The 13002-nt window shown below is 68.5% G+C and carries 8 protein-coding genes; 5 read left to right on the forward strand and 3 right to left on the reverse strand.

The features are described from left to right. Nucleotides 1-99 precede the first annotated feature (99 nt). Complete coding sequence (locus QGN17_RS14130) at nt 100-753, forward strand: GNAT family N-acetyltransferase (protein WP_281045232.1); 654 nt, start codon at nt 100-102, stop codon at nt 751-753. 20 nt (nt 754-773) lie between these two features. Here QGN17_RS14130 and QGN17_RS14135 read toward each other — a convergent pair whose 3' ends face one another. Continuing rightward, nucleotides 774-1628 carry a diacylglycerol/lipid kinase family protein gene (locus tag QGN17_RS14135; RefSeq protein WP_281045233.1) on the reverse strand — a complete coding sequence of 285 codons (855 nt, stop codon included), beginning with the start codon at nt 1626-1628 and terminating at the stop codon, nt 774-776. A 43-nt stretch (nt 1629-1671) separates the two neighbouring features. Further along, entirely contained in the window at nt 1672-3780 is a 2109-nt protein-coding gene (locus tag QGN17_RS14140; protein ID WP_281045234.1) for a malate synthase G, read from the reverse strand. Nucleotides 3781-3872: 92 nt separating this feature from the next. On the opposite strand from QGN17_RS14140, the gene QGN17_RS14145 reads away from it, so the two are divergent. The 3 genes from QGN17_RS14145 (at nt 3873) to QGN17_RS14155 (ending at nt 8296) form a co-directional block, all read left to right on the forward strand. Next, nucleotides 3873-4772, forward strand: a complete 900-nt coding sequence (locus tag QGN17_RS14145; protein ID WP_281045235.1) for a LysR family transcriptional regulator — start codon at nt 3873-3875, stop codon at nt 4770-4772. 114 nt (nt 4773-4886) lie between these two features. Then, nucleotides 4887-6236: an FAD/NAD(P)-binding protein gene (locus QGN17_RS14150; RefSeq protein ID WP_281045236.1), complete on the forward strand. Its 1350-nt coding sequence runs from the start codon at nt 4887-4889 to the stop codon at nt 6234-6236. 47 nt (nt 6237-6283) lie between these two features. After that, nucleotides 6284-8296 carry a transglycosylase domain-containing protein gene (locus QGN17_RS14155; RefSeq protein ID WP_390902698.1) on the forward strand — a complete coding sequence of 671 codons (2013 nt, stop codon included), beginning with the start codon at nt 6284-6286 and terminating at the stop codon, nt 8294-8296. 166 nt (nt 8297-8462) lie between these two features. Here QGN17_RS14155 and QGN17_RS14160 read toward each other — a convergent pair whose 3' ends face one another. Continuing rightward, a complete protein-coding gene (locus QGN17_RS14160) occupies nt 8463-8861 on the reverse strand; it encodes a VOC family protein (RefSeq protein ID WP_056422467.1) in 399 nt (132 codons plus the stop codon). A 733-nt stretch (nt 8862-9594) separates the two neighbouring features. On the opposite strand from QGN17_RS14160, the gene QGN17_RS14165 reads away from it, so the two are divergent. Further along, nucleotides 9595-12999 carry an acyl-[ACP]--phospholipid O-acyltransferase gene (locus QGN17_RS14165; RefSeq protein ID WP_281045237.1) on the forward strand — a complete coding sequence of 1135 codons (3405 nt, stop codon included), beginning with the start codon at nt 9595-9597 and terminating at the stop codon, nt 12997-12999. Nucleotides 13000-13002 lie beyond the last annotated feature (3 nt).

Raw genomic sequence — 13002 nt, forward strand, 5'->3', positions numbered from 1 at the left:
CTCCCAACGGCAGTATTCTATGGGAGGCCGGGTGGGGGAGCGGGCTGGTGCGGCAATCCGCCGAACGGCGGATTCCAAACAAACTCCAAGGCTGACGACATGACCGGCGACGATTTCTCCGAAGAGGGCGTGGACACGCGGCTGCTGCACGCCTGGCTGGCGGGCCGGTCGATCGCGCGCGGCCTGCCCGCGCCGGTGCCCGAACATGGCGGCTATCGCGTCGAGACCGGCAGCGAGGCGGAAATCCGGCGCTGGGTGTTCCCGCGCATGGGCGACGGGCTGGTCGCGCTGGGCCGTACGATCCGCGCGCCACGCCAGCCGATCAAGCTGTGCGGGGCGGCGCATCGCCTGCAGGCGGCGCTCCCCGACGGATGGCGGATGCAGACTTCCGCGCACGTCATGCGTTGCGATCCCGCGCCGATCGGGCGGCCCTTGCCCGCCGGCTATGCGATCGAGACGCAGCGGCGCGGCACCGTGGTGGAGGCGCGCATCCTCGCCTCTTCCGGCCAGGTCGCCGCGAGCGGTTATGCGGGCGAGACCGCCGAGGCTTTCGTCTACGATCGCATCGAGACGGCCGAGGCGCATCGCCGCAGGGGGCTGGGCGGCGCGCTGATGACCGCGCTCGGCGCCGAGATGCAGGAGCCGGGCAAGCTCCGCCTGCTCGTCGCCACCGACGCCGGCCGCGCGCTCTACGAGCGGCTGGGATGGCGCACGATCGCGCCTTATTCCACCGCATTCTTCATCGGAGATTGAGCCGCGACCGGCGCGCCGGATCAGGCGAAGCGGAACGGTTCCGGAATCAGCGCGAAACGCGCCGGCAGCGTGGCGGCGATGTCCCCGTCCGCCTGCACCGGCAGCGGCCGGTCGGCCTCCGCCGTGAAGGCGGTGCAGGCGATCTCCTCGACGAAGGGCAGATCGGCGACCGGCCGGTGCAGCGCGAGCCGCATCCAGAAGCGCGCCATGTCCCGCCGCCGCGCCGTCTTCAGGATCACCAGGCGCATCTCCGGCCTGTCCAGCGCGGCATCGGGCGAGACGATCCAGCGGCCGGCGAAATATCGCCCCCTGGCGACGTAGAAGGCCTCGCACGCCACCCGCCGCCCGGCGACATCGATCCGGATCGGGGTGCGCGGCCAGCGACCGAGATGGGGGAGCAATGCGGCGGCATAGGCGAAGCGTCCGATACGGCGCTTGAGCGCGGCCGACACGCCCGCCACCGCCAGCGCCTCCGGCCCGACGCTCGCGCAGGCGAGGAACAGCGTGTCGTTCAGCGTCACGGCGAAGGCCGGCCGCCGATCCTCGCCGAGCAGCCGCGCCGCCAGCGCCTCGGGCGCATGGCCCTTGCCGATCTCGCGGCTGAGCAGGTTGACCGTGCCGCTCGGGAAAATGGCGATCGGCAACGTGCGGCCGGCGCGGTGCAACGCCAGCGCGGCGTGGCGCACGGTGCCGTCGCCGCCCGCGACGCACAGCAGGTCGGCCGCCGGATCGATCACGATCGGTTCGTGGCCGGTCGGGCTGAGCCGGACCCGCGCGCCGCGCGCCTCGAACGCCGCACGCAGCGCCGCGATGTCGGACGGCCGATAGCCGCCCGATGCGGGATTGTAGACGATCTCGACCAGCCGCTCCGCCATCGGCCCCTGCTATCGGCCAGGCGGGGTGATCGCCAGCCGCAACTTACCCCGCCTTCACCTTCTGCCGGAACGCGTGCAACAGCGGCTCGGTATAGCCGCTCGGCTGCTCGACACCCTCGAACACCAGAGCGCGCGCCGCCTGGAAGGCGAGGCTGTCGGCCTCGTTGCCCGCCATCGGACGATAGGCCGGATCGCCCTCGTTCTGGCCGTCCACCTTCGCGGCCATGCGGATTAGCGCCGCCTCCACCTCGTCGGCCTGCGCGACGCCGTGGAGCATCCAGTTGGCCATGTGCTGCGAGGAGATGCGCAGCGTCGCGCGATCCTCCATCAGCCCGATGTCGTGGATGTCGGGCACCTTCGAGCAGCCGACGCCCTGATCGACCCAGCGCACGACATAGCCCAGAATGCCCTGCGCATTGTTGTCCAGCTCGGCGGCGATCTCGTCCGGCGCCCAATTGTGGCCGAGCGCCAGCGGGATGGTCAGCAGCTTGTCGAGGCCAGGGATGGGATCGTTCGCGATCGCCGCCTGCCGCTCCGCGACGTTCACCGCGTGATAGTGCATCGCGTGCAGCGTCGCCGCCGTCGGCGAGGGCACCCACGCCGTGGTGGCGCCGGACTTCGGATGGCCGATCTTCTGTTCCAGCATGTCGGCCATGCGATCGGGCGCGGCCCACATGCCTTTGCCGATCTGCGCCTTGCCGGCGAGCCCGCAGGCGAGGCCGATGGCGACGTTGCGCTTCTCGTAGGCGGTGATCCACTCGGCGCCCTTCATCTCCGCCTTGCGGATCATCGGGCCGGCGCGCATCGAGGTGTGCATCTCGTCGCCGGTGCGATCGAGGAAGCCGGTGTTGATGAACACGATGCGGCCCTTCACCGCTTCGATGCAGGCGGCGAGGTTGGTCGAGGTGCGGCGCTCTTCGTCCATCACGCCGACCTTGATCGTGTGGCGGGGAACGCCCAGCAGATCCTCGATCGCGTCGAACAGGCGATCGGTGAAGGCGCATTCCTCCGGCCCGTGCATCTTCGGCTTGACGATGTAGACCGATCCGGCGCGGCTGTTGCCGATGCCCGATCCGTTCAGGTCGTGCAGCGCGATCAGGCTGGTGACGATGCCGTCGAGGATGCCTTCGGGTGCCTCGCTGCCATCGGGCAGCAGGACGGCCGGGTTGGTCATCAGGTGGCCGACGTTGCGGACGAAGAGGACCGATCGGCCCGGCAGCGTGATCTCGGAGCCGTCGGACGCAGTGTAGGTCCGGTCCGCCTCCAGCGTGCGGGTCAGCGTCTCGCCGCCCTTCTTGAAGCTCGCTTCCAGATCGCCCTTCATCAGCCCGAGCCAGTTGGCATAGGCCGCGACCTTGTCCTCGGCATCAACCGCCGCGACCGAATCCTCGAGATCGCAGATCGTGGTGAGCGCGGATTCGAGGAGGACGTCGGCGATGCCGGCGGGATCGTCCTTGCCGATCGGGTGGTCGCGATCGACGACGACCTCGATATGCAGGCCATTGTGGCGGAACAGCATATTGTCGCCGCTCCGGCCGACCAGTTGCGAGGGATCGGCCAGCGCCGGCTCGCCGCCGGTGAAGTCCGCCCATGAGCCGGAGGCCAGCGGGATCGCCTCATCGAGCAGCTGCTTGGCGCGCGCGATCACCTTGGCGCCGCGTGCGTTGTCGTAGCCGCCGCCCTTGGGCGCCTCTCCCAGCGCGTCGGTGCCGTAGAGCGCGTCGTAGAGGCTGCCCCAGCGTGCATTCGCCGCGTTGAGCAGGAAGCGGGCGTTGAGGATCGGCACGACCAACTGCGGCCCGGCCAAAATCGCGACTTCGGCATCGACCCGATCGGTGTCGATCGCGAACGGCGCCGGTTCCTCGACCAGATAGCCGATCTCCCGCAGGAAGGCCTGATATGCGCGCCCGTCGATCGGCTGGCCTGCACGCTCGACGTGCCAAGCGTCGATCTTCGCCTGCAGATCGTCGCGCTTCGCCAGCAGCGCGGCGTTCTCCGGCGCGAAGCGCGCGAAGATGCCCGCCGCGCCCGCCCAGAAGGCGTCCGCCTCGATGCCGGTGCCGGGCAGCACCCGCTCGTCGATAAACGTCGCCAGTTCGGGCGCGACGGCGAGGCCGGATTTCTGGATGCGCTGATCGGTCTTGGCGGTCATGGCGATTCTCCTTGGCCGGCAATGTAGGGCAAGCGGGATTGCTGCATTAGACGGAAAATGCTCAAATCATTCGATCGTTCAGGGAAAGAATGATGGATCGCGATTACCGCCTTCTCGAACTCGTCGTGGAGATGGGCAGCATCTCCGCCGCCGGCCAGAGGCTCGGCCTGTCGCCCGCCGCCGCCTCCAAACGGCTCGCGGCGCTGGAGGAGCGGCTCGGCGCGCGGCTGGTCAACCGCACGACGCGACGCCTTTCCACCACGCAGGCGGGCCAAGCCTTCTACGAGGAGGTGCGCGCCATCCTCGCCGCCGCCGAGGCGGCCGAGGCGCGGGTGTCCGGGCGGGCGGAGCGCCCCTCCGGACTGCTGCGCGTCTCGGCGCCGACCAGCTTCGGGCGGCTGCACGTCGCGCCGCATCTGCCCGTTTTCCTCGCCCGCTACCCGGATGTCTCCGCCGAACTGCTGCTCGACGACGGCTATACCGACCTGATCGCCGACCGCATCGACGTCGCCATCCGCATCGCGCCCGAGCCGGAAAGCACGGTCCTCGCCGCCCGCCTGCTCGCGCCGAACCGCCGCGTGCTGTGCGCCGCGCCGGCCTATCTGGAGGCGCATGGCGAACCAGCGTCGCTGGACGATCTGGCCGACCACCAGCTGCTCGCCGCGCGGCACCAGTCCCCGTGGCGACTGGAAAGCGGACACATGGTTGACGTGGACAGCATCGTCGCCACCAACAGCAGCGAGGTGGTGCGCGAACTGTGCCTCGCCGGCATGGGGATCGCGCTGCGCTCCACCTGGGATGTCGGCGCCGAACTCGCCTCCGGCGCGCTCCGCCGCGTGCTGCCGGCGTGGCAGGGCGCCACCGACGTCGCGATCTGGGCGGTCCACGCCAGGGCCGAGCCACTGCCCGCCGCCGTCACCGCCTATGTCGATCACATGGCCGCCGCGATCGGCGCGGCGCCGTGGGAAGCCCCTTCGTCATTGCGAGCGTAGCGAAGCAATCCAGTCCCACGGCTGCCGGACTGGATTGCCGCGGCGCTGCGCGCCTCGCAATGACGAGGAACAGCGGGGCTTGATCGCGCCATCACCCGCCCGCAGACAGGCGCCATGAAGAGAGACCATGTGGCGATCGTCGGCGGCGGGTTTTCGGGCACGCTGCTGGCGGTCAACCTGCTACGCCACGACGGCCCGCGCGCGACCCTGATCGAGCGGCGCCAGCATACGGCGCGCGGCGTCGCCTACTCCGCCGCGCATCCCGATCACCTGCTCAACGTCCGCGCCGAGAACATGTCGGCGCTGCCCGACGATCCGGAGCATTTCGTGCGCTGGCTGGAGGAGCATCGCCCCGGCGTCGGCGGCTTCGTGCCGCGCCTCGTCTATGGCGACTATCTCGACGACCTGCTGGCCGAGACCATGCGGGAGTCGCCCGGCCGGCTGGAGGTGCTGTGCGCCGAGGTGGAGGATGTCGTGCCCGGCACGCGCGGGGTGACGCTCTCGCTGGCGAACGGGGAGACGCTCGCCGCCGACAGCGCTGTGCTGGCGCCGGGCAATCTGCCGCCGCACACGCCCGCCGGGCTCGCCCCTGCAGCACTGCCGTCGGGCAGCTACGTTACCGATCCGTGGCATGGCGACATCCTCTCCGGGCTGGGGGCGGACGACACGCTGCTGGTGCTCGGCACCGGCCTTACCATGGTGGACATCGCGCTGCTCGCCGATGCACGGGGGTTTGCGGGCAAGGTGGTGGCGCTCTCCCGCCACGGCCTCGTGCCGCGTGCGCATGTCCGGGGCGTACCCGCGACCAGGCGGAGCGAACGCCCCGCCCCCACCGCCAGCGCGATGATCGCCGCGCTGCGCGAGCGCGCCACCAAGGTCGACTGGCGCGCGGCGGTGGACGAGCTGCGCCCCTACACGCAGGGCCTTTGGCGCGCGATGGACGTCGCCGAGCGCCAACGCTTCCTGCGCCACCTGAGGCCCTGGTGGGACGTGCATCGCCACCGCCTCGCCCCCTCCGTCGCGAAGAAGATCGAGGCGATGCGCGCCGACGGCCGCCTCACAATCCTCGCCGGCAAGGTGACAGGTGCGGAGCCTGACGGCGACGGCATCCGCCTCTCGTACCGCCCCCGCCATGCCGATGCGGAAGAAACGCTCCACGTCCGCCGCATCGTCAACGGCACCGGCCCGCAGGGTGACCTCACCGCCACGCACGAGCCGCTGCTCGCCAATCTTCGCGACCGTGGTCTGCTGCGCGCCGATCCCCTGCGCATCGGCATCGACGTCGATCAGGACGCGCGCGCCATCGCGGCGGACGGCGCCTCGTCCGACCGGCTCACCGTGATCGGCCCGATGACGCGCGGCGCCTTCTGGGAGATCGTCGCGGTGCCGGACATCAGGCGGCAGGCCTGGTCGGTCGCGCGCCGCCTGTCCAACGCGCAATGGGTGGAGGGCGAGGGACTGTGATAGAAGCTCTATCCAGTCCATCCGTATTGCGATACTAACACACCTCCATGCACGACCCCCAGTTCGAGTCCGGTAACACGCCTTCGGTCGAGCCGTTCGCCCCGGTGGCGCCGTCTATGGGCGGCGATCCGTTCGGCCAGCCGACCGCGCCGATGAAGCCGCGCCGCCGCCGCTTCTGGTGGCTGCGCTGGGCGATCTCCGGCGTGCTGCTGCTGTTCATGGCGGCGGTGGCGTGGCTGGCGGTGACCGCCCCGCTCTCCAAGTCGCTCCAGCCGATCGCGCCGCCGAGCATCGCGCTGACCGATTCGAACGGGCGGATGTTCGCGCGGCGGGGCGCGGTCACAGATCGGCCGGTGGACGTGACGAAGCTGCCCCCGCACGTCTGGCAGGCGTTCGTCGCGATCGAGGACCGGCGCTTTTACCATCATTGGGCGATCGATCCCCACGGCATCGCGCGCGCGGCGTGGCATAACCTGCGCGCCGGCCATGTCCGCGAGGGCGGATCGACGATCACCCAGCAGCTTTCGAAGCTGGTCTTCCTCAATTCGGATCGCACGGCGGGGCGCAAGATCCGCGAGGTGATGGTCGCCTTCTGGCTGGAGGCGTGGCTGAGCAAGGACCAGATCCTCTCCCGCTACCTCTCCAACGTCTATTTCGGCGACAACGTGTACGGGCTGCGCGCGGCGGCGCATCATTATTTCGGCAAGCAGCCGGAGGATCTTTCCGTCTCCGAATCGGCGATGCTCGCCGGGCTGATGAAGGCGCCGTCGAAGCTCGCGCCCTCGACCAACCTCGCCGGCGCGCAGGCGCGCGAGATGCTGGTGGTCGCCGCGATGAAGGATGCGGGCTTCATCGATGCCGCGACGGCGGCGAAGGCGCATCCCGCCCGCCTCCACCTCCGCCCGGTCCCGGCGGAGATCGGCGGCTCCTATTTCGCCGACTGGGTGCTGCCCGCCGCGCGCGACCAGGCGGGCGGCGGATACGAGCAGCAGAGCGTGCAGACCACGCTCGACAGCCGCCTCCAGCGCGCCGCCGAGGCCGCCGCCGCGCAGGTCGGCTCACGGGGCCAAGTCGCCATTGTCGCGATGAAGCCAGACGGGCGCGTCGTCGCGATGGTCGGCGGATCGAAGTACGAGGATTCAGGCTTCAACCGAGCGACGCAGGCGCGGCGCCAGCCCGGCTCCACCTTCAAGCTGTTCGTCTATCTGGCGGCGCTGCGGGCGGGGATGACGCCGGACAGCAAGGTGGAGGACAAGCCGATCACCATCAACGGCTGGTCCCCGTCCAACGCCGATCATCGCTATCAGGGGATGATCACGCTCAGGCAGGCGTTCGCGCGATCGAGCAACGTCGCGGCCGTGCGCCTCGCCCAGAAGGTCGGGCCGGACGCGGTGGTGAAGGCGGCGCGCGACCTCGGCATCACCTCCCCGCTCAACGCCGATCCCAGCCTCGCGCTCGGCACGTCGGGGATCACCCTGCTGGAGCTGACCCGCGCCTACGCGGCGGTGGCCGGCAATGCGTACCCTGTGACGCCCCACGGCCTGCCCGATCCGCCGCCCGGCTGGATCGACCGTTTCTGGGACCATAAGAGCCACTTCCCGTCCGACCAGCATGACGAACTGCTCGACCTGCTCTCGGCGACCGTGAAGCAGGGCACCGCCAAGGCGGCGGCGCTCAACACGCAGGTGTTCGGCAAGACCGGCACCACGCAGGACAATCGCGACGCCATCTTCGTGGGCTTCGCCGACGGGCTGGTGACGGCGGTGTGGGTGGGCCGCGACGACAACAAGCCGATCCCCGGCCTCGCGGGCGGCGGCCTGCCGGCGCGCATCTGGCGCAGCTTCATGGCGCAGGCGACCGGCGCGCGGCCGCTCGGACAGAAGCTGCCGGTGGTGGTCGACCCCGACGCGGTGAGCGCCAGCGGCAACTTCACGCTGGGCAACATGGATTTCGGGCTGGACCTCGACGAAGGCGGCCTCCACCTGCGCGCGAAACCGCACGAGGGCGAGGCACCGCCAGCCGAGCCGGAGGATGGCGGCGATGCGGAGGGGAACGAGTAGCGCGCTGGAGAGACGTCATCGCGGGGCGCATGGCGCCGTGGCGATCCACTGCACGGGTAGATTGCTTCGCTACGCTCGCAATGACGGGAAGTGGTGGAAAGCGGACATTCGCGGAACAGCATGATCGAGGTCCGCTAGGGTCAGAAGCGGACTGGTGCCGAACGGATCAGGCAGGAAAATGAATTCCGCACAGTTTGTTACCGTCGGGATCACGAAAATAGGCCAGTTCGATGGTGCCCATGGAGGCAGTTTCGCGCGGTCCGGGCGGAGCTTCGATCGAGGTCCCGCCAGCGGCAACCGCGGTGTCATGAAGCTGCTTCACCTGCTCGGGCGAGTCGCAGGAAAAGGCTACGGTGCTGCCGTTGGCGACGCTTGCTGGTTCGTCGTTGATCGGCTGGCTGACGATGAAGTTGGTCCCGTTGCCGTTATTGTAGATCAGACGTGTATGGCCGCTGTCGGCAATGTTCCTCGTCCCTTCCCCTGCACCCAAGGTGCCGAGCACCGTGTCGTAGAAGCGCTTGGACCGTTCAATGTCGTTTGATCCGACCATGGTGTGAAAAAGCACGCATACTCTCCTGAAGGCTGATCGACTTCCGATCGCCATTAGCGGTCTCACCTAACATGCACATCATCCGCGGTCACTCCCGAGCCCTCCGAATGTCCGCTACTGGGGCGATAGCAGCCGTCGCAAAATCGTAGGCGCACCTGTGGCGTAGAATCAGGACAGGGGGAAGGTCACGGCCGGCGCGTCCTTTGCCAATGGCACCCGGTTGCTGGACGGCTTGGGGTAAGCAAGTGCGGATCGTAACCGGAGCCGCGTCCAGACTTTGAGTTCGGGACCAGAAGCCCCTGCCCACGGTTGGCCTGGCAGGGTGTCACGACAGTCCCGGGGTTACAGTTTTTTCAGCGAAGCTTCGGCTTTTAACCGGATGACTCCGCGCCGGCCGTCCGAGCCTCGGCGCTGACGCGTCGCGGCCCGGTTCCGTCCTTCGCTCCCGTGCGCTTAGGGTTTGAAGAACGCGGCGATGTATAACCTAAATGGTTCAATGTGTCAAGGCCACCCTCTCCATATCGTCACCCCGGACTTGATCCGGCGTCCCGCTGCCTTTCGCAGCGCGGGAGGAAGAAAGCGGAACCCTAGGTCAAGCCAGTGACGACGGCGAGCGAACGAGGTAGAAATATACACCGTTCAGAATTATATTGATCGACGTTCAATTTCTCGCTATCGAGTTGCTCCGTCAGGGGTGTTCGGCATCGGCGTGGTGCCCTAACCTTTGGGCGAGAGGGGTCCCGCGTCCATGTCAGCACCGCAACTGAGCCTGCTCGCCAAGCGTCGCTTCTGGCCATTGTTCGTCACCCAGTTCCTGGGGGCCTTCAACGACAATCTCTATCGATCGGCGATGCTGTTCCTCGTCTCGTTCAGCCTCTATCGGGGCGATGCGGACAAGGCGGCTCTGGTCGCGGTGATCGCGGGCGGGGTGTTCATCCTGCCTTACTTCCTCTTCTCGTCGGTTGCGGGGCAGCTGGCCGACCGCCTCGACAAGGCGCGCGTCGCGCAGGGCGTGAAGATCGCCGAGATCGCGATCATGGGCGTCGGCCTGATCGCCATCGACAGCGGATCGATGCCGCTGCTGATGGGCGTGCTGTTCGCGATGGGCGTACATTCCACCGTGTTCGGGCCGGTCAAATATTCGATGCTGCCCCAGCATCTCAGCGAACATGAACTGATGGGCGGCACCGGGCTGATCGAGGCCGGCACCTTCCTCGCCATCCTCGCGGGCCAGCTGGCGGGCGGGCTGCTGCCGACGGCGGACGCGACCCATGCGATGATCGGCGTGGCGGTGATCGGCCTCCTCACCAGCCTGCTGATCCCGACCGCCCCACCCGCCGCCGATCGGCCGAAGGTGGAGGTCAACCTGATCGCCTCGACCGCGCGGATCGTTGCGCACTCGCGGAGGAACAAGAACCTGTTCCTCGCCATCCTGGGGATCACCTGGTTCTTCTCGCTCGGCGCGGTGCTGACCCAGCAGTTCGTGCCGCTGGTCGGCCACCTCAACGCCACCCAGACGGTCGGCGCGCTGTTCCTCGGGCTGTTCTCGGTGGGCGTTGCGATCGGATCCTTGGTGGTCAGCAAGCTGCTCGGCGGCGAGATTTCGGCACGCTATGTGCCGGTCTCGGCGCTGGTGCTGGCGCTCGCCGTGATCCATCTCGGCATCACCGTATCGGGGCTGGAGCCTTACGCCACCACCGTCGGCGTGAAGGGCTTCCTGCAGGCGCCGGAAAGCTGGTGGCTGGTGATCGACCTGCTGGCGATCGCGATCGCGGGCGGCGTCTATATCGTGCCGCTCTACGCGCTGCTGCAGACGCTGGGCGATCCCGCCAACCGGTCGCGCGACGTCGCCGCCAACAATATCGTCAACGCGGCGGGCATGGTGCTGATCTCCGCTGTCGTCGCCTTCATCCTGTGGACCGGCGCGGGCAGCCCGACTTTGTTCATCGTGCTGGGCATCTTCGGCCTGTTCGTGGCGCTCTACTGCTGCGCGCTGCTGCCCGAGACGGTGTTCAAGGCGACGGTGCGCGCGGCGCTGCGCCTCTTCTACCGCGTCGACCTGATCGGGGCGGAGAACATGCCGCTGCCGGGCGAGCGCGCGGTGGTGGTGGTCAACCACGTCTCCTTCCTCGACGGGCTGCTGCTCGCCGCCTTCCTGCCCGGCAAGCCGACCTTCGCGGTGCATACCCGCGTCGCGCAGGCGTGGTGGATCAAGCCGTTCCTGCGCATGTTCGACGCCTTCCCGGTCGATCCGACCAACCCGATGGCCGCCAAGGCGATGGTGAAGGCAGTGAAGGAAGGCCGCACCCTGGTCATCTTCCCCGAAGGCCGGATCACTGTGACGGGCGCGCTGATGAAGATTTTCGACGGTCCCGGCATGGTCGCCGACAAGTCCGACGCGCCGATCGTGCCGGTCAGGATCGACGGGGCGCAATACAGCCCCTTTTCGCGCCTGAAGGGCAAGGTCAGGACCCGCGCCTTCCCCAAGATCACGCTGACCGTGCTGCCGCCGCGCCGCTTCCGGGTGGAGGGCGAGATGTCGGCGCGCGAGCGGCGCGCCATCGCCGGGCGGCGGCTCTATGACGAGATGTCGGCGATGATCTTCGCGACGTCCAACGCCAGCCGCACACTGTTCGAGGCGCTGCTGGATGCCGCCGCGCTCCACGGCATGAAGGCGCCGGTCGCCGAGGACATCAAGCGCGAGCCTTTGACCTACAGCCGCCTCATCACCGGCACGCAGGCGCTCGGTCGCGCGCTGTCGGACGGCACAAGCCAAGGCGAGGCGGTCGGCGTGCTGCTGCCCAACGTCAACACGGTGGTCGCGACCTTCTTCGCGCTGCAGGCGACCGGCCGCGTACCGGCGATGCTCAACTATACGGCGGGCCTCAACAACCTGCAGGCGGCGTGCACGGCGGCCGATGTGAAGACCATCGTCACCGCCCGCGCCTTCGTCGAGCAGGCGAAGCTCGGCGCGATCGTCGAGGCGCTGGGCGCAACGAAACGGATCGTCTGGCTGGAGGATGTCGCCGCGACGATCGGCACCGGCGCCAAGCTGCGCGCGCTGGTGGCGGGCAAGTTCGCCCGCTCGATCCACAAGCGGCTCAAGATCGATCCGAACACGCCTGCCGTGATCCTCTTCACCTCGGGATCGGAGGGGCTGCCCAAAGGCGTGGCGCTCTCCCACCGCAACCTGTTGTCGAACTGTTCGCAATTGGCTGCGCGCGTTGATTTCAACCCGACCGACATCGTGCTGAACGCTCTGCCCATCTTCCACAGCTTCGGGCTGACCGGGGGCACGCTGCTGCCGATCCTCAACGGCATCAAGACGGTGCTCTATCCCAGCCCGCTCCACTACCGCATCGTGCCGGCGCTGGCCTACGACGCGAACGCGACGATCCTGTTCGGCACCGACACCTTCCTCGCCGGCTATGCGCGGATGGCTAACGCCTACGATTTCTACTCGCTGCGCTACATCTTCGCGGGCGCCGAGAAGGTGCGCGATACCACCCGCGCCACCTATGCCGAGCGTTTCGGTCTGCGCATCATGGAAGGCTATGGCGCCACCGAGGCCGGGCCGGTGATCGCGGTCAACACGCCGATGCACTTCCGCGCCGGCACCGTCGGCCGCCTGCTCCCTGCGATCGAGGCGAACCTGGAAGCCATTCCCGGCATCGACGACGAGAGCGGCTCGGTCGGTCGCCTCGCGATCCGGGGGCCGAACATCATGGCGGGCTATTACAAGGCCGACGCGCCCGGCCTGCTCCAGCCCCCGCATGACGGCTGGCACGACAGCGGCGACATCGTGAAGATCGACGCCGAGGGCTTCGTTTCGATCCGGGGCCGCGCCAAGCGCTTCGCCAAGATCGGCGGCGAGATGATCTCGCTGCCGGCGGTGGAGGGCTATGCCGGGCAGCTCTGGCCGGGCCTCGACCATGCCGTCGTGACTCGCCCCGATCCGCGCAAAGGCGAGCAACTGGTGCTGTTCACGACCAAGCCCGGCGCCACCGCATCCGAGCTGCTCGGCTGGGCGAAGGCCAACGGCGTTGCGGAAATTTCCGTGCCCAAGGATGTCCGCGTGGTGGACGCGCTGCCCGTGCTCGGCACTGGCAAGCTCGATTATCCGCGACTTTCGGAGATGGCGGCGGGCGGCTGATGA

Source organism: Sphingomonas oryzagri, assembly GCF_029906645.1.
Taxonomy (GTDB): domain Bacteria; phylum Pseudomonadota; class Alphaproteobacteria; order Sphingomonadales; family Sphingomonadaceae; genus Solisphingomonas; species Solisphingomonas oryzagri.